Raw genomic sequence first — 18,036 nt, forward strand, 5'->3', positions numbered from 1 at the left:
TCCACCCGGTGCGGGCGTGGACGTCGACGCGCGGAGACGGACGAACCGGGCACATCGCGTCACGCGGCCCGCCGGGCGCGGCCGACGCCGTCGAGCAGCTCGGTCAGCTCGGCCAGGACCCGTTCGCGGGCCTCGTCGATGAAGAAGTGACCGCCGGGGAACGCCAGCTGCGCGGTCGGTCCCGCGGTCAGCTCCGCCCAGGCCGCGCACCCCGCCGGGGTGACGTCGTGGTCGGCCACACCGCGCAGCACCGCGAAGGGGCACCGCAGCGGCGGTCCGGGTCGGTACGCGTAGGTCTCCACGACCGCGAAGTCGGCGCGGATCGTGGGGAGGAACAGCTCCAGCAGTTCCGGTTGCGCGAGCAGGGTGTCCGGTGTGGCGCCGTAGTCGCGCAGGGCGGCCACGAGCGCCGGGTCCGGCATGGCGTGCAGCTGCCGGGGGTGCGCGGCCACGTGCGGCGCGTCGTGCCCGGAGGCCACCAGCAGCCCGGGTTCGGGCAGCCCGGCGGCGCGCAGGCGGCGGACCAGCTCGTAGCCGACGAGCGCGCCCATGCTGTGCCCGAACACCGCGTACGGCGTGCCCACCAGGCCCGCGACCTCGGGGACGAGGGCGTCGACCAAGGCGCCGAGGTCGCGGTACGGCTCCTCGACGAGCCTGCTCTCCCGGCCCGGCAGGCGGACCGCCCACACCTCGACGTCCGGCGGCAGCCCGTCGGGCCAGTCGTGGAAGGCGCCCGCGCCGCCACCGGCGAACGGCAGGCACAGCAGGCTCACCCGACCTCGGCGGCGGGGAGTGAGGTTGACCAGCCAGTCGGACGCGTCCCGCATGCCGTCCCTCCCAGTCCATATCAGACACTCGACACGTAAGAGTCGGTCCGGGTGGCGGAAGCCGCCACCCGGACCGGTTTAAAGCAGCGCCGAACTCAGGCGGCGGCGGTCTCCGCCACCTCGTCGGACGCCGCGGGCTGGGCCGCGCCCGCCCGCTTGGCGGACGGCAGCAGCACCACGGCCAGCGCGGCGCCGACCACGAGAACGATGCCCGAGACCAGGAACGCCAACCGGTAGCCGCCGGTGGTGGCCTCCGCCGCGGCGGTGCCGCCCGCGACCAGACTCGCGGTGTGCGTTAGCGCCACCGCGACGATCGCGGTGAGGCCCAGCGCCTGGCCCAGTTGCTGGATCGTGGTGAGCACACCGGAGCCCAGGCCGGCGTCCTCCTGGGACACGTCGGCCAGCGCGGCGGTCTGCACCGCCGGGTTGGCCAGGCCGCCGCCGAACCCGATGAGCACGAAGGCGGGCAGCAGGTTCAGCCAGTAGCTGCCGTCCACCGGCGCCCAGGTCAGGGTGAGCACCCCGGCCGCGGCGACCAGCAGACCGGCGGCCAGCGTCCCGCGTGGACCCACGCGCGGCAGCAGCTTCGTCGCCATGGTCAGGCCGGGCACGAACACCACGCAGAACGGCAACCACGCCAACCCCGCCTGCAGCGGTGAGTAGTGCAGCACCTCCTGCATGTAGAGCACCACGAGGAAGAACATCGCCGCGGTGGACCCGGCGAGGAACACGACGGAGACGTTGCCGGTGACCCGGGTGCGGTTGGCGAAGAACCTCAGCGGCACCAGCGGGTTCTCGGACTTGGCCTGGATGACCAGGAACAGCAGCAGCGCCGCGACGCCGCCGACCAGCGGCCACAGCACCGGGCCGCTGCCGAACGGGTGCGTCGCCGCGGACAGGACGCCCTGGATGATCGCGACCAGACCGCCGGTGGCCAGGATCGCGCTGATCCAGCTCGGCTTGCGCGCACCGGCCATCCTCGACTCCGACAGCAGCTTCGGCGCGATCAGCAGCGGGATGACCGCCAGCGGCACGTTGACGTAGAACACCCAGCGCCAGCTGGCGAACTCGGTGAGCACGCCGGAGAGCAGCACGCCCGCCGCCGACCCGAGACCGGCCAGACCGCCCCAGATCGCGAACGCCTTGCCGCGCTCGCCCGGGTCGGTGAACAGCAGCGCCACCAGCGACATCGCCGCGGGCGCGGCGATCGCCTCCGCGATGCCCTGGGCGAAGCGGCCCGCGATGAGCATCTCCTGGTTCTGCGCGGTGGCCGCCAGCAGCGAGGACGCCGCGAACAGCGCCGCGCCCGCGCAGAACATCCGCCTGCGGCCCACGATGTCGGCGAGCCTGCCGCCCAGCAGCAGCAGACCGCCTGCGGCCAACAGGTAGCCGTTGACCACCCAGGTCAGCCCGTCCGCGGTGAACCCGAGATCCGCCTGGATCGACGGCAGCGCCACGTTGACGATGGTGACGTCCAGGAAGATGATGAACTGCACGAGTGCGAGCACCGCGAGCGCGCGCCATCGCCGCGGATCAGCCGGAGGCGCCGCGCTCGTGCTCTCGAGGTGTGCCATGACCCAAGTACTCCCATCGACGTGGACACCGATCGCTTTCCCTCGCCGGTGCCGGACTTGACGTGTCGGCCGAACGTACGAACCCCCGGTTACGCGCCGGTTGTGGCAAACCGGCCTCTGGTACCGGGATCACCCGCGTCGGGGGAGACAATCCGGCACACCCCGCGCCGCCACCCGTTCGTGAGAACACGGTGTCGTTCGGCCCATTCCGGGCACCCACTGAATAACCGGGGCGTCACCAACGCTGCCTAACTTGCCCGTTCGGACCCGTACCGACGGTCTCGACCAGGTGGCAGTAGGAGGATGTCCATGACGGGGAGTCCTCAGCGCGACGAATCGCTGGACTCGGCGGGTGCGCTGGCCGTGCTGCGCGGGCGCACCAGTGCCAAGTGGCGCCAGCACCCCGCTGACGTGTTGCCCTCGTTCATCGCCGAGATGGACCTGCCGGTGGCGGACGAGGTGCTGGCCGCGCTGCGGGCGCACCTCGACCGCGGCGGCGACCTCGGCTACGCCTTCTCGTTCACCGACGACAGCCCGGCGCAGCGCGCCGTCGCCGACTGGCTCGGCGCGCGGTTCGACTGGGCCGTGGCGCCGTCCCGCGTGCTGTACTTCGCCGACGTCACCCGGGTGACCGAGGCCGTGATCGACACCTGCTCCGCACCCGGCGACGCGGTGCTCACCGACATCCCCGCCTACCCCGGGTTCGCCGAGTCCGTGCGCGACCGCGGCCGGGAGCTGGTGGCCAACCCGATGGTGCCGCGCGGCGGGCGCTGGCGGATCGACCTCGACGGGGTCGAGCGCGGCTTCCGCGACGGGGCGCGGATCTACCTGCTGTGCAGCCCGCACAACCCGACCGGCCGGGTGCACACGCCCGCCGAACTGACCCGGATCGCCGAGCTGGCCCGCCGCTACCGGGTGACCGTGTTCAGCGACGAGGTGCACAGCCCGCTGGTGTACCCGGGGTCGACGCACGTGCCGTTCGCGGCGCTGCCCGCGGCGGCGGGGGTGCGCACGGTCACCGGGATCTCGGCGAGCAAGGCGTGGAACCTGGCGGGCCTCAAGTGCGCCTTCGGCGTGCCGGGGGACGCCGCGACCGCCGAGGCGCTGCTGGCGGCGCCGTCGCGGCTGCGCGACGGCGTGGGCATCCTCGGCGCGACCGCCAGCACCGCCGCCTTCGCCGAGGGCGGCCGGTGGCTGGCCGAGACGATGACCAGGCTGGACGCCAACCGGCGGCTGCTGGGCAGGCTGGTGGCCCGCGACCTGCCGGAGATCGGCTACCAGCTGCCGCAGGCGACCTTCCTCGGCTGGCTGGACTGCCGCCGGGTCGCCGACCGGCTCGGCGAGGCCGACCTGGTGGGTCGGGCGCTGCGGGCCGGGCGGCTCGCGGTCACCGACGGCGCCGACTTCGGCAGCCCGGGTTTCCTGCGGGTCGTGTTCGCCACCTCCCGGGTGCTGGTCGCCGAGCAGGTGCGGCGGCTGGCCCACGGCCTCGCCGACGGCGCCCCGGCCGCCCCCGCCGACACCGCCGCCGACGTCGCGACCCTGCCCGCGGCGGCCTGACCCCCGGCGAACCGCAGATCAAGGAGCCACCGATGACCACCACCGAACCGGGCGTGCGCCGCCTGCCCGGCCCGCGCGCCACCGACCCCGGCCCCGCGCTGCTGGCCGAGCGGGCCGTGGCCGACCTGTCCGAGCAGGACCCCGAGCTGTACCGGCTGCTGGCCGCGGACCTGCGCGCGCAGGAGCGGACGCTGGCCATGGTGGCGTCGGCGAGCGCCGCGCCGCCGTCGGTGCTGGCCTGCGCGGGCGGCGCGCTGTCCAACGTCACCGCGGAGGGCTACCCGGGGGCCCGCTTCCACGCGGGCTGCGGGGTGCTCGACGACGTCGAACGGCTGGCGGTGGCGCGTGCCAAGGCCGCGTTCGGCGCCCGCTACGCCAACGTGCAGCCGCACTCGGGCAGCGCGGCCAACCTGTGCGTCTACTTCGGACTGCTGGCCCCCGGCGACACGATCATGGGGATGGACCTCGACTGCGGCGGCCACCTCTCGCACGGCTCCCCCGCGTCGGTCACCGGCAAGTACTACAACTCCGTGAGCTACGGCCTCGACGGCACCGGCCGCATCGACTACACGCGGGTGCGGGTGCTGGCGGAGCGGTTCCGCCCCAAGGTGATCGTCTGCGGGGCGAGCGCCTACCCGCGCACCCCGGACTTCGCCCGGTTCCGGGAGATCGCCGACGAGGTCGGCGCGATCCTGCTCGCCGACATCTCGCACGTGGCCGGGCTGGTCGTCGCGGGCGAGCACCCGAGCCCGATCGACCACGCGCACATCACCACCACCAGCACGTACAAGCAGCTGTGCGGGCCGCGCGGCGGCCTGATCCTGATGGGCCGCGACGCCGACGCCCCGGTGGCCGGGACGCACACCACGCTGCGGAAGCTGTTGCAGCGCTCGGTGTTCCCGCTCGCCCAGGGCACCCCGAACCCGGGCTCGATCGCCGCGAAGGCGCGGGCGCTGCAGTACGTGACGACGCCGGGGTTCCGGTCGCTGGCCCAGCGGATCACCGCCGACGCGCGCACCATGGCCGGGCAGCTGATGGACCTGGGCTACGAGGTGCTGACCGACGGCACCGACAACCACATGGTGCTGGTGAACGTGATGTCGGCGGGGATGACCGGCGTCATCGCCGAAGGCGCGCTGGAGTCCTGCGGGATCCTGGTGAACAAGAACCGGATCCCGTGGGACGTCAAGTCGCCCCGGGTGGGCAGCGGCATCCGGATCGGCACCAACGGCCTGGCGCTGCGCGGTCTCGCGCCGCAGGACATGGGCTACTGCGTGGAGCTGCTCGACACCGTGCTCGGCGCGGTGACCGCCCGGTCGGACACCGAGTACACCCTGCCCGACGAGGTGCGGGACCGGGTGTCCGCGCAGGTGCGCGAGCTGTGCCGGGCGCACCCGATCCCGGCCTACCCGGTAACCGATGGGACCCGCGCCGGGCACCCGGCCGTGGCCGAAGCGTCCTGAGGGGAACACCACCATGACCGAGATCTTCGACCCGGCGCTCATCGCCGACCCGGGGGTGGCGGCGCGCGTCGAGGCGCTGAGCCCCGCGCAGCGGGCGCTGCTGGCCGCGCTGCTGCGCCGCCAGGACGGCACCGCCGCCGAGGACAACCGGGTGGCGCCGCGCCCGCCGGGTCTGACCGAGATCCCGCTGTCCTACGCCCAGCAGCGGCTGTGGTTCATCGACCAGCTGCACCCGGGCAACCCGGCCTACAACTGCCCGATCGCGGTGCGGCTGCGCGGCGAGCTGGACCTGGCGGCGCTCAACGCGAGCCTGCGCGACATCGTCACCCGGCACGAGGCGATGCGGACCCGGTTCGGCTCGCGCGACGCCGTGCCGTTCCAGGTGGTCGACCCGCCCGGCCCGCTGGGGCTGGACCTGGTGGACCTGGTCGGGCTGCCGGAGGGCGAGCGCGAGGCCGAGTTGGTGCGGTACGTGCTGGCCGACGGCGGCGCGCCGTTCGACCTGGCCGCCGGGCCGGTCATGCGGACCAGCCTGATCCGGCTCACCGAGCGGGAGCACGTGCTGCTGCTCAACATCCACCACATCGTCACCGACGGCTGGTCGATGCGGGTGTTCTACGAGGAGCTGGCCGCGCTGTACTCGGCGCACCACGACGGCCGCGTGCCGGACCTGCCGCCGCTGGCGGTGCAGTACCCGGACTTCGCGCTGTGGGAGCAGAACACGCTCGTCGGCGACCGGCTGGCACGGGAGCTGGCGTACTGGCGGCGGCAGCTGGCCGACCTGCCCGCGCTGGACCTGCCGACCGACCGGCCGCACCCGCCCGTGGCCGGTCCCGACGGCGCGGTCACGTACTTCCGGCTCGACGCCGACCGGGTGGCCGCGCTGTCCGCGCTCGGCCGCGAGCAGCGGGCGACGCTGTACATGACGATGCTGTCGGCGTTCTTCGTGCTGCTGTCGCGCTACAGCGCCCAGCGGGACCTGGCGGTGTCCACCTCGGTGTCCGGGCGGCCGTCGCCGGAGCTGGAGTCGCTGGTCGGGTTCTTCGTCAACACGGTGGTCATCCGGGGCAGGCTGGACGGCGAGCCGACGTTCCGCGAGCTGCTGGACCGGGTGCGGGAGACCACGATCGGCGCGTTCGCCAACCAGAGCGTGCCCTTCGAGCGGCTGGTCGAGGAGTTGCAGCCGGTGCGCGACCCGGGCCGCATCCCGCTGGCCCCGGTGATCTTCCTGATGGACAGCACCCCGGACGAAGGGCCCCGGCTGGCCGGGCTGGACGTGGAACCGGTCGAGCACGACGCGGGCACCGCCAAGTTCGACCTGCTGCTGTCCATCCGGGAGTCCGAGGGCAGGCTGCGGGCCCGCGTGCAGTACCGCACCGACCTGTTCGACGCCGACACCATCGACCGGATGATCGGCCACTACCTGGTGCTGCTGGACGAGGCCATCGCCGACCCCGACCGGCCGGTCAGCGCGTTGCCGCTGCTCACCGCCGCCGAGCGGGACCAGCTGCTGGTCGCGGTCAACGACACCGCCACCGAGTTCCCGGCGCACGCCACCCTGCACGGTCTAGTCGAGGACCGCGCCGAGTCCGACCCGGACGCGGTCGCCGCGCAGCACCCCGGCGGGGAGCTGACCTACGGTGAGCTGGACGCGGCGGCGAACCGGCTGGCCAACCACCTCGTCGCGCACGGCGTCGGCCGGGGTAGCCGGGTCGGGCTGGCGCTGCGGCGGACACCGTCGCTGCTGGTCGGGATCCTGGGCGTGCTCAAGGCGGGCGCGGCTTACGTGCCGCTGGACCCCGCGTACCCCGCCGAGCGGCTGACGTTCATGCTCGACGACGCCGAGATCGCGTACCTGGTCACCGAGGCCGAGGTCCGCGACGGCTTACCCGGGACGTCACTCGGCGTCCTCGACCTCACCGCCGACACCGACGTCCTCGCCGCGGCCTCCCCCGAGCGCCCGGCCGTGACCGCCGATCCCGGCGACATCGCGTACGTCATCTACACCTCCGGCTCCACGGGAGCGCCGAAGGGCATCGAGCTGGCCCACCGCGGCGTGGTCAACAACCTCACCGACCTCAACCGCCGCCACGGCGTCGGCCCCGGCGACTCGGTGCTGTCGCTGTCCTCCCCCAGCTTCGACATGTGCGTCTACGAGACGCTGGGCATGCTCACTTCCGGCGGCACCACGGTGTTCACCGACCCCGAGCACGCCAAGGACCCCGCGCACTGGGCCGGGCTGCTGGTCGAGCACGGGGTGACGGTGTGGAACTCGGCGCCGTCGCTGCTCGACCTGCTGACCGGGTACCTGGAAGCGGCCCCCGAGCGGGTGTCGCTGCCCGCGCTGCGGGTGGCGTGGCTCGGCGGCGACTGGGTGCCGGTGTCGCTGCCGGACCGGGTGCGCGCGCTGGCGCCCAACCTGGCGTTCGTGAGCCTGGGCGGAGCGACCGAGTCGTCCATCCACTCGATCATCTACCCGGTCGGCGACGTCGATCCCGGGTGGACGTCCATCCCGTACGGGACGCCGATGGCCAACCAGAGGGCGTACATCCTCGACGACGCGGGCCAACCGGTCCCGGTGGGTGTCCCCGGTGAACTGCACCTGGCAGGCGTCGGCTTGGCGCGCGGCTACCTGAACCGGCCGAAGCTGACGGCGGAGAAGTTCGTCGACCGGGACGGCGAGCGCCTCTACAAGACCGGCGACCTGGCCCGCTGGCGCCGCGACGGCGTGATCGAGCTGCTGGGCCGCAAGGACTTCCTGGTCAAGGTCAACGGGCTGCGCATCGAGCTGGGCGAGATCGAGGCCGCGCTGCGCGACCACGACGACGTCGGCGACGCGGTGGTCGCCGCGCGCACCGACGACGCGGGCGACCGGCAGCTCGTCGGCTACCTGGTGGCCGAGCCCGGCGCGGCGCTGGACGTCCCGGCGGTGCGGCGGTTCCTGGAGAACCGGCTGCCCGGCTACATGGTGCCGCCGGTGCTGATGGTCATCGACGAGATCCCGGTCAGCCCCAACGGCAAGGTCGACCGCGAGGCGCTGCCGGACCCGCGCCGCGAGGGCGGCACCGGCCGCACCACCGGCGGACCGCCGCGCAACGAGCTGGAGGAGCACATCGTCGAGGTGTGGCGGTCGCTGCTCGGCGTGCACACGATCGGCATCGACGAGGACTTCTTCGACCTCGGCGGCGACTCGTTCAAGGCGATCCGGGTCGCGCAGCTGGTCCGGCCGGGCCTGCCGGTGGTGGAGCTGTTCAAGAACCCCACGCCCCGGCGGCTGGCGGAGTTCATCGGGTCCGGCCGGGCGGCGGAGAGCGCGAGCCGCCTGCTGCACCCGCTGACGCCCGAGTCCGGCACCCCGGACCTGACGCTGGTCTGCGTGCCCTACGGCGGCGGCAACGTCGTGTCGTACCAACCGCTGGCCGAGCGGCTGCCGAAGCGGCTGGCGCTGTGGGCGGCGGCGCTGCCCGGCCACGACCTGTCCGTCGCCGACGACGACCTGGTGCCCATCGCCGAGTCCGCGCGCCGCTGCGCCGACGAGCTGCTGGACCGGATCACCGGCCCGATCGCCCTCTACGGCCAGTGCGCGGGCAGCGCGCTCGCGGTGAAGCTGGCCCAGGAGCTGGAGGACCGGGGCGTCGAGCTGACCGCCGTCTACATCGGCGCGGTGCTGCCCGACCCCGACCCGGCGGCCAGCGTCGCGCGGGTGCACCGCGAAGGCGGCCCGGGTGAGGCGTTCTACCAGCACATGCGCGGACTCGGCGGGTTCGACGGCGTGCTGTCGGACGAGGACCGCGACGGCATCCTGCGGGTCATCTGGCACGACATGGCCCAGGCCGCCGGGTTCTTCCTCGACAGCGAGCAGGCCCCGCGCCCGCCGCTGCGCGCGCCGATCCGGCTGGTCATCGGCGACGACGACCACGCCACGGTCGGCTTCGAGACCCGGTACGTCGAGTGGGGCCGCTTCGGGTCCTCGGTGCAGCTGTCGGTCATCCCTGGCGGCGGCCACTACTTCGTCAAGCACCACGCGCGGGAGCTGGCCGAGCTGTTGTCGGCCTTCCACCCGCTGACCTGAGTCGGACGGCGGCAAGCGGCGGCCGGGTTCACCCGGTCGCCGCGTCGCCGCGCCCGCGTCCGGACCACCCGCGCCGACGTTCGGCCCAGCGCGGGCGCCCGCCAGGGGCGTAACCCCTGGCTAACCCGGTGTGGATTCCCTGGAGCAAACCAGGAAGCAGCAGGAGGTAGACCGGTGAGCGACGCCCTCTCCAGACTGGCCAGGCTGAGCCCGGAGCAGCGGGCCAGGGTCATGGCCACGCTGCGCTCGACCGCCGCCCCGTCGGTGCCCGCCGAGCGGCCGCTGGTCGCGCTGCCCCGCGACGGCGCGCCGCTGCCCGCGGCGCCCGTGCAGGAGCAGTTCTGGTTCCTGCACCAGATCGCGCCCACCCAGCCCACCTACACGATCCCGTTCTCCTTCACCCTCACCGGCGAACTCGACGTCGACGTGCTGGTGGCCGTGCTCGCCGAGGTCGAGCGCAGGCACGAGGTGCTGCGCGCGAGCCTGGTCGAGCACGAGGGCCGGATCGTGCACCGGATCGCGGAACCGGCCGAGATGCCGCAACTGGCGCTGGTCGACCTGTCCGGGTTGCCGACCGCCGAGCGGGAGCGCCGCGCCGAGGAGCTGATCCGGCAGACCGTGCGCACGGTGTTCGACCCGGCGCGGGGTCCGCTGCTGCGGTCGGTGCTGATCCGCTTCTCCGCCACCGAGCACCTGTTGCTGTGGGTCGCGCACCACGCCATCGCCGACGGGATCTCCCTGGGCGTGCTGGCCAACGAGATCGTCGGCCTCTACCGGCAGCTGACCGACCCGCGCGCCCCCGAGCTGCCCGAGCCCGCCGTCCAGTACGCCGACTACGCGACCTGGCAGCGGGAGTGGCTGTCCGGGCGGCGCCGGGAGAAGCTGGTCGGCTACTGGACCGAGCTGCTCTCCGGGGTGCCCGCGCTCGACCTGGCCACCGACTTCCCGCGCCCGCCGCGGCAGACCTTCGACGGCGCCACCAAGTGGTTCCGCGTCCCCGCCCGGCTCACCGGGCAGCTGCGGGCGCTGGCCGAGCGCGAGGGGTGCACGCTGTTCATGCTGCTGCTGGCCACCTACCAGGTGCTGCTGGCCCGGCACGCGGGCCAGGACGACTTCGCCGTCGGCGTGCCGGTCGCGGGCCGGGGCAAGCCGGAGGTGGACGCGCTGATCGGCCCGTTCCTCAACACCGTCGCGCTGCGCGCCGACCTGGCCGACGACCCGGCGTTCACCGACCTGCTGGCCCGGGTGCGCGACGCCGTGCTCGACGGGTTCGGCCACCAGGAACTGCCCTTCGGCGCGGTCGTGGAGGCGCTCAAGCAGCGCCGCGACAGCAGCCGCAACCCGGTCTACCAGGTGATGTTCGGCTTCGGGAACACCCCGATCAGCGAGGAGCGGATCCCGCTGGGCCCCGGCGTGAGCATGATCCCGCGCGGCATCACCAACGGCACCGCGCGGGTCGAGCTGGAACTGGTCATGGAGGAGGACGGCGACGAGCTGACCGGTCGCCTGGAGTACAACACCGCGCTGTTCGGCCCGACCACCGCCGACCGGCTCGCCGAGCGGTTCGTGGCGCTGCTGCGCGGGATCGCCGCCGCGCCCGCCACCCGGGTCGGCGCGCTGCCGCTGGTGCCCAAGGCCGAGCTGGACCTCATCGCGACCTGGAACGACACCGAGATCGGCTACCCGACGCACCGCACGGTCGTCGACCTGGTCGCCGAGCAGGCCCGGCGCGCGCCGGACAAGGTCGCGGTGCGCTCCGAGGGCGCGAGCCTGACCTACGCGGAGCTGGAGCGCCGCTCGAACCGGCTGGCGAACGCGCTGCTGGAACTCGGCGTCGAGCACGGCAGCGGCGTCGCGGTGTGCCTGGAGCGCGGCGCGGACACCCTGGTCGCGTTGCTCGGCGTGCTCAAGACCGGCGCGCACTACGTGCCGCTGGACCCGACCTACCCGGTGCACCGGCTCGCCTACATGCTGGAGGACTCCAAGGTCGGGATCGTGGTGGCGGGCGCCGGGCTGACCATGCCGTTCGACACCCGGTCGCTGCTGCTGGTCGACCCCGACGGGCCCCGGGTGCGCGCCGCGCGACCCACCGCGCCCGCGCGCAGGCCCGCCGCGGACGACGTGGCGTACGTGATTTACACGTCCGGTTCTACCGGGCGCCCCAAGGGCGTGGTGGTCGAGCACCGGGGCCTGGTGAACCTGCTGTGCTCGATGCGCGACCGGCTGGGGCTGGTGGCCTCGGACGTGTGCGGGTCGCTGGCCTCGCTGTCGTTCGACATGGCGGTGCCGGAGCTGTACCTGCCGCTGCTGATCGGCGCGACCGTGGTCGTCGGCGGCAAGGAGGCCGCCGCGGACGGGGCGCGGCTGCGGCGGCTGATCGCCGAGTTCGGGCTGACCGCGCTGCAGGCCACCCCGACCACCTGGCAGCTGCTGCTCGACGCCGGGCTGGAGCCGGGCGCGCTGCGGCTGGCCACGTGCACCGCCGAGGCGATGCCGGAGGTCGTCGCGGCCGGGCTGTACCGGCGGGTCGCGGACGTGTGGAACCTCTACGGCCCCACCGAGACCACGGTGTTCTCCACCATGCACCGGATCACCGAGCACGACCTCGGCGCGCCGCCGCCGATCGGCACCCCCATCGGGAACACCACGCTGCACGTGGTCGACCGCCAGGGCCAGACCGCGCCCATCGGGGCCGTCGGCGAGCTGTACATCGGCGGTGTCGGCCTGGCCCGGCACTACCGGGGCAGGCCGGACCTGACCGGCGACCGGTTCCGCGCGGACCTGCCCGCCTGCCCCGGTACCCGCGTCTACCGCACCGGCGACCTGGTCCGCTACCGGCCCGACGGCGTGCTGGAGTACCTGGGCCGCGCCGACCACCAGGTGAAGCTGCGCGGTTTCCGGATCGAGCCGGGCGAGATCGAGACCGTGCTCACCGCGCACCCCGCCGTGGGCCGCGCGTACGTGGCGCTGCGCGCCTTCGGCCCCGACGACGCCCGGCTGGTCGGGTACGTCGTCACCGCCGACGAGTCGCTCAGCGGCGCGGACCTGCGCACGCACGCGGCGGCCAGCCTGCCGCAGTACATGGTGCCCGCGCACTTCCACACGCTGCCCGAGTTCCCGTTGACCCCCAACGGGAAGCTGGACCGCGCGAAGCTGCTGGAGCTGCCGGTCGACGGCGCGGGCACGGGCCACGCGCCGCCGCGCGACGAGACCGAGCGGGAGGTCGCGGCGATCTTCGCCGAGGTGCTCGGCGTGGCGTCGGTCGGCCGCGACGACGACTTCTTCCTGATCGGCGGCCACTCGCTGCTGGCCACCCAGGTCGTGACCCGGGTCCGGGACCGGCTGGGGGTGCCGCTGTCGATCGACGTGGCGTTCGACCGCTCGACCGTGGCGCTGCTGGCCGCCGAGGTCACCGCGCGCCGCGGTGAGCGCACCGAGGCGTTCCTGCGGGTGCTGCGCCGGGTCGAGGGCATGTCCGAGGCGGCGGTGGCCGCGCTGCTCAGCGAGCTGGAGATCAGCGAGGCGCTGGGCTCGGCCATCGGCGAGGTGAGCTGACGTGCTGCCCGGGGACCGGTCCCTGTCGTGGGACGACGGCGCGGTGGTGGCCGTGGACCAGTGCGCGCTGCCCGGCGCGTACCGGCTGCTGCGGCTGTCCACGGTGGACGAGGTGATCGCCGCGATCCGGCGGCTGGCGATCCGCGGCGCCCCCGCGATCGGCGTCGCGGGCGCCCTCGCGGTCGCGCTGTCCGCGGCGGCGCACCGCGTGGGCGGGTCGGGTGTGGACGGACGCTGCGACGAGGTGGCGGTGCGCGCCGACGCCCGCCGGATCGCCGCGGCCCGGCCGACGGCGGTGAACCTGGGCTGGGCCGTGGAACGCGCGGTGTCGAAGCTGGCGTTCGGTCCGGACGCCGTGCTGCGCGAGGCGTTGGCGATGGTCGTGGAGGACGAGCACGTCAACCGCGCGGTAGCGAGCCGGGCGGCGGACCTGGTGCGCCGGGTGACCAAGCGGCGCCCGCTGCGGCTGCTGACCCACTGCAACACCGGCAGGCTCGCCACCGTCGCCTGGGGCACGGCGCTGGGCACGATCCGGACGCTGGCCGAGGCGGGTCAGGTCGAGGAGGTGCTCTTCGGCGAGACGCGACCGCTGTTGCAGGGCGCGCGGCTGACGGCGTGGGAGCTGGCCGAGGCCGGTATCCCGCACCGGATGTGCGTGGACTCCGCCGGACCCACGGCCATCGCCACCGGTCTGGTGGACTGCGTGCTGGTCGGCGCGGACCGGGTGTGCCTCAACGGGGACGTGGCGAACAAGATCGGCACGTACCCGCTGGCGCTGGCCGCGAACCGGGCCGGGGTGCCGTTCGTCGTGGTGTCCCCCGAGTCCACTGTGGACCGGGCACTCGCGTCCGGCGCGGGGATCGAGATCGAGCACCGCGACCCCGCCGAGGTGACCGCGCTGGCCGGTGCGCCGATCACGCCGCCGGGTACCGGCGCGTACAACCCGGCGTTCGACGTCGTGCCCGCCGACCTGGTCACCGCGGTGGTCACGGAGAACGGCGTGCACCGCAACGAGATCCGGCGGGAGGCGGCGTCATGACGGTGTTCGCCGACCTCGGGCTCGACCTGGCCGCGGCGGCGGCCCGGCTCTACGCGAAGGGCTGGATGGAGGGCACGGCCGGGAACCTGTCCGTGCGGCTGCCCGGCGGCGACACGGCGTTGATCACCGCCAGAGGGCGCGGCAAGGGTGAGCTGACCACCGACGACGTGGTCGAGGTGCGGATCGCCGACAGCGCGCCGGTCGACCCCGACGGGCCGCGGCCATCCGCCGAGACCTCGATCCACACCGCGCTCTACCGGTTGTTCCCCGACTGCGGCGCGGTCGTGCACGCCCACCCCCCGTACGCCACCGTGCTGTCGCTGCGCGGCGGCGACCGCGCGCGGTTCTCCGGCCTGGAGATCATCAAGGGCCTGGGCGCCACCGACCAGGTGAGCATCCCCGTGCTGCCCAACTGGCCGGACGTGCCGCGCATCGCCGCCGACGCCACCCGCCTGCTCGGGCCGCACGCGCCGCCCGCCCTGCTCATCGCCGGGCACGGCGCCACCACCTGGGCGCCGACCCTGGCCGCGGCCCGGCACCGGATGGAGTGCGTGGAGAGCCTGGCCCGGCTGACCCACCTGCTGACCACTTCCCCCTGGAGCGCGCCGTGACCCTGCTGCGGATCATGTCGGACACCGACCGGTCGTCGGTGTCGCTGTCCACCACCGACGTCGCGGTCATCGCCGCCGAGCTGGCCCCGTTCGGGGTGCGGCTGGACCGGTGGCCGACCACCGACCTCGCCGACACCGACGGCCCCGCCGAGGTGCTGGCCGCCTACGCCGCCGACGTCGACGCGCTGCGCGGCGAGTTCCCGATCGTCGACGTCATCCGGATGGTGCCGCGCGACGACGACCCGGAGTGGACCCGCCAGGCGGTGGCCGCCCGGTGCCGCTTCCTCGACGAGCACACCCACGACGAGGACGAGGTCCGGTTCTTCGTCGACGGGGTCGGCTGCTTCTACCTGCACCTCGACGACAAGGTCTACGCGGTGGTGTGCGAGCGCGGCGACCTGGTGTCGGTGCCCGCCGGGACCGCCCACTGGTTCGACATGGGCGAGCGGCCCGACTTCTGCGCGATCCGGTTCTTCCAGGAGGAGGACGGCTGGGTGGCCGGGTTCACCGGGTCCACCGTGGCGTCCCGCATGCCCACCCTGGACGAACTGCGGGCACCCGCCGGGAGCCCGCGGTGAACGTGCCCCGAGCGGTCGTCGTCGACATCGAGGGCACGGTCAGCCCGCTGTCGGCCGTGCGCGACCACCTGCTGCCCTACGCCCGGCCCCGGCTGCGGCCGTGGCTGCTCGGCGGCGTGCCGGGCACGGCGGCGGTCGTGGCCGCGATCCGGGAGAGCCTGGGCGAACCCCGCGCGCCGCTGTCCCGGGTCGTCGACACGGTGCTGGACTGGCACGACCGGGACCGCAAGGACCCGCCGCTGAAGGTCCTGCACGGCCTGATCTGGCACCACGGGTTCGCCGAGGGGCACCTGCGGGCCGAGGTCTACCCGGACGTCCCGCCCGCGCTGCGAGCGTGGGCCGCGGCGGGCGTCGGCGTGTGGGTGTACTCGTCCGGCTCGGTCCTGGCGCAGCGGCAGTGGTTCGCGCACACCGACGCCGGGGACCTGCTCGACCTGTTCGCGGGCCACTTCGACCCGTCGGCGGTCGGGCCGAAGACCGATCCCGGCTCGTACCGGCGGATCGGCGCGCTGATCGACGCCGACGACGTCCTGTTCCTCTCCGACAGCCGCCCCGAACTCGACGCCGCGCGGGCCGCGGGCTGGCGGACGACCGGGGTGTCGCGGCCGCGCGACGGCCGCCCCGACGTCGGCGCGCACGACCGGGTCGAGACCTTCGCCGCGGTGGCGCCGCTGCCGGGTCGGGAGGTGGCCCGTGCGTGAGCCACTCGCCGCGCTGGGCACCAGCGTGTTCGCCGAGATGACCGCGCTGGCCCAGCGGACCGGCGCGATCAACCTGGGCCAGGGCTTCCCGGACACCGACGGGCCGGAGGTGCTGCTGCGCGTGGCGGCCGAGGCCATGCGGTCCGGGCACAACCAGTACCCGCCGCTCAACGGCGTCGCGCCGCTGCGGGAGGCGATCGCCGAGCAGCGGCTGGCCGACTACGGCACCGGCTACGACCCCGACGCCGAGGTCGTCGTGACCGCCGGGGCGACCGAGGGCGTCACCGCCGCGATCTGCGCGCTGGCCGGGCCCGGTGACGAGGTGCTGTACTTCGACCCCGGCTACGACTCGTACCCGCCCGCCATCGCGCTGGCCGGGGCCACGCCCCGCACCGTGCCGCTGCGCCCGGTCGACGGCCGGTTCACCTTCGACCCGGCCGACCTGGCGGCGGCCATCGGCCCCCGGACGCGGGTCATCGTCGTCAACACCCCGCACAACCCCACCGGCACCGTGTTCACCCGCGCCGAACTGGACCACATCGCGTGGGCCTGCCTGCGCCACGGGCTCGTCGCCATCACCGACGAGGTCTACGAGCACCTCACCTACGACGGCGTCGCACACGTGCCGCTGGCGTCGCGGCCCGGCATGTCGGAGCGGACGCTGGTGGTGTCGTCGGCGGGCAAGGCGTTCAACGCCACGGGCTGGAAGGTCGGCTGGGTGTGCGGGCCGGAGCACCTGGTGCGGGCCGTGCGCACGGTCAAGCAGTACCTCACCTTCGCCTCCGGGACGCCGTTCCAGCACGCGGTCGCCGCCGCGCTGCGCGAACGCGACGACTGGCTCGCCACGCTGACGGCCCGGCTGACCACGGCCCGTGACCTGATGGTCGACGCGCTGACCGGGTCGGGGTGGCGCTGCTACGCCTGCGAGGGCACGTACTTCCTGCAGGCCGACGCGGTGGAGCTGGGCTACCCGGACGGCACCGAGCTGTGCCTGGACCTGGCCTACCGCGGCGGTGTCGTCGCGATCCCGTCCGCCGCGCTGCACGCCGACCCGCGCGACGGCGCGGAACTGGTGCGGATCGCGTTCTGCAAGGCACCGGAGGTAGTGGAAACCGCCGCCCAGCGGCTCGTCTCGTTCACCACCGTTCCGCGGTTGCGCGGGAAGGGAGCACGGCCATGCCCGGAACCGAGGACGCACCTGCCCCGCTCGGCGTGATCGGCGGCAGCGGGCTGTACTCGCTGCTCGACGCCGACGTCGAGGAGATCCTCGTCGAGACCCCCTACGGCGACCCCTCCGACGTGCTGGTGCGGGGCCGGGTCGACGGCGCCCCCGTCGTCTTCCTGCCCCGCCACGGCCGGGGACACCGGCACCCACCGCACCGGATCAACTACCGCGCGAACCTGTGGGCGCTGCGCTACCTGGGCGTCCGGCAGGTCATCGCCCCCTGCGCCGTCGGTTCGCTGCGCCCCGAGTCGGGGCCCGGCGCGTTCGTCCTGCCGCACCAGGTCGTCGACCGCACGTCGGGGCGGGTCGGCACGTACTTCGACACCGGCGCGGTGCACGTCCCCTTCGCCGACCCGTACTGCCCGGGGCTGCGCGAGACCCTGCTGAAGTCCGCCGCCACCCTCGACCTGCCTGTGGTCGACGGCGGCACGACCGTCGTCATCGACGGCCCGCGCTTCGCCTCGCGGGCCGAGTCCCAGTGGTACGCGGCGCAGGGCTGGTCGCTCATCAACATGACGGCCCAGCCCGAAGCCACCCTGGCCCGCGAGCTGGCGCTCTGCTACCAACCCGTCGCTCTCGTCACCGACCACGACGCGGGCACCGCGCCGGGCGAGTCCGTCACCCAGACCGAGGTGTTCCGCATCTTCGCCGACAACCTCACCCACCTCCGCGCCCTCATCCTCACCGCGGCCCCCACCGCGACCACCAGAACCCGCGAGGACTGCCCCTGCCCGGACACCCACCACGGCATCACACTCCCCCTCACGTTGCCTTGACCTTTTCTTGCCCCTGCCTGGAGGCGCCTCAACGGGAACCATCCGGCCGGTCCGG

The 18,036-nt window shown here is 74.1% G+C and carries 12 protein-coding genes; 10 read left to right on the plus strand and 2 right to left on the minus strand.

Going from position 1 to position 18,036, the window contains the following annotated elements; translation table 11 throughout:
* Positions 1-59: 59 nt before the first annotated feature.
* Both CLV40_RS33075 and CLV40_RS33080 read right to left on the minus strand, forming a co-directional pair.
* The gene (locus CLV40_RS33075; RefSeq protein ID WP_104482955.1) at positions 60-827 is read right to left on the minus strand and encodes a thioesterase II family protein; all 768 of its coding nucleotides are present in this window, start codon (positions 825-827) and stop codon (positions 60-62) included.
* Between the two features lie 95 nt (positions 828-922).
* Positions 923-2,401, minus strand: a complete 1,479-nt coding sequence (locus tag CLV40_RS33080) for an MFS transporter (RefSeq protein ID WP_104482956.1) — start codon at positions 2,399-2,401, stop codon at positions 923-925.
* Positions 2,402-2,710: 309 nt separating this feature from the next.
* Between CLV40_RS33080 and CLV40_RS33085 the strand changes: the two genes are divergently transcribed.
* From CLV40_RS33085 to CLV40_RS33130, 10 genes are all read left to right on the plus strand, one after another.
* On the plus strand, positions 2,711-3,961 hold the full coding sequence (locus CLV40_RS33085) for a MalY/PatB family protein (protein ID WP_181043896.1): 1,251 nt from the start codon (positions 2,711-2,713) through the stop codon (positions 3,959-3,961).
* A 32-nt stretch (positions 3,962-3,993) separates the two neighbouring features.
* The gene (locus CLV40_RS33090; protein WP_104482958.1) at positions 3,994-5,424 is read left to right on the plus strand and encodes a serine hydroxymethyltransferase; all 1,431 of its coding nucleotides are present in this window, start codon (positions 3,994-3,996) and stop codon (positions 5,422-5,424) included.
* Between the two features lie 13 nt (positions 5,425-5,437).
* Complete coding sequence (locus CLV40_RS33095; RefSeq protein ID WP_181043897.1) at positions 5,438-9,496, plus strand: non-ribosomal peptide synthetase; 4,059 nt, start codon at positions 5,438-5,440, stop codon at positions 9,494-9,496.
* A gap of 174 nt (positions 9,497-9,670) precedes the next feature.
* The gene (locus tag CLV40_RS33100; RefSeq protein WP_104482960.1) at positions 9,671-13,051 is read left to right on the plus strand and encodes a non-ribosomal peptide synthetase; all 3,381 of its coding nucleotides are present in this window, start codon (positions 9,671-9,673) and stop codon (positions 13,049-13,051) included.
* 1 nt (position 13,052) lies between these two features.
* On the plus strand, positions 13,053-14,090 hold the full coding sequence (gene mtnA / locus CLV40_RS33105; protein ID WP_104482961.1) for an S-methyl-5-thioribose-1-phosphate isomerase: 1,038 nt from the start codon (positions 13,053-13,055) through the stop codon (positions 14,088-14,090).
* Complete coding sequence (mtnB, locus tag CLV40_RS33110; protein ID WP_104482962.1) at positions 14,087-14,701, plus strand: methylthioribulose 1-phosphate dehydratase; 615 nt, start codon at positions 14,087-14,089, stop codon at positions 14,699-14,701. The genes mtnA and mtnB overlap by 4 nt, the downstream gene beginning before the upstream one ends.
* On the plus strand, positions 14,698-15,279 hold the full coding sequence (locus CLV40_RS33115) for a 1,2-dihydroxy-3-keto-5-methylthiopentene dioxygenase (RefSeq protein ID WP_104482963.1): 582 nt from the start codon (positions 14,698-14,700) through the stop codon (positions 15,277-15,279). The genes mtnB and CLV40_RS33115 overlap by 4 nt, the downstream gene beginning before the upstream one ends.
* Positions 15,276-15,980: an acireductone synthase gene (gene mtnC, locus CLV40_RS33120; protein ID WP_181043898.1), complete on the plus strand. Its 705-nt coding sequence runs from the start codon at positions 15,276-15,278 to the stop codon at positions 15,978-15,980. Before CLV40_RS33115 ends, mtnC begins: the two co-directional genes overlap by 4 nt.
* Positions 15,973-17,196, plus strand: coding sequence for an aminotransferase class I/II-fold pyridoxal phosphate-dependent enzyme (locus CLV40_RS33125; protein WP_342752328.1), 1,224 nt, complete (start codon positions 15,973-15,975; stop codon positions 17,194-17,196). The genes mtnC and CLV40_RS33125 overlap by 8 nt, the downstream gene beginning before the upstream one ends.
* Positions 17,157-17,981, plus strand: coding sequence for an S-methyl-5'-thioadenosine phosphorylase (locus CLV40_RS33130; protein WP_104482965.1), 825 nt, complete (start codon positions 17,157-17,159; stop codon positions 17,979-17,981). Before CLV40_RS33125 ends, CLV40_RS33130 begins: the two co-directional genes overlap by 40 nt.
* The last annotated feature ends 55 nt before the right edge of the window (positions 17,982-18,036 follow it).

The organism is Actinokineospora auranticolor, from assembly GCF_002934265.1.
Lineage (GTDB): Bacteria > Actinomycetota > Actinomycetes > Mycobacteriales > Pseudonocardiaceae > Actinokineospora > Actinokineospora auranticolor.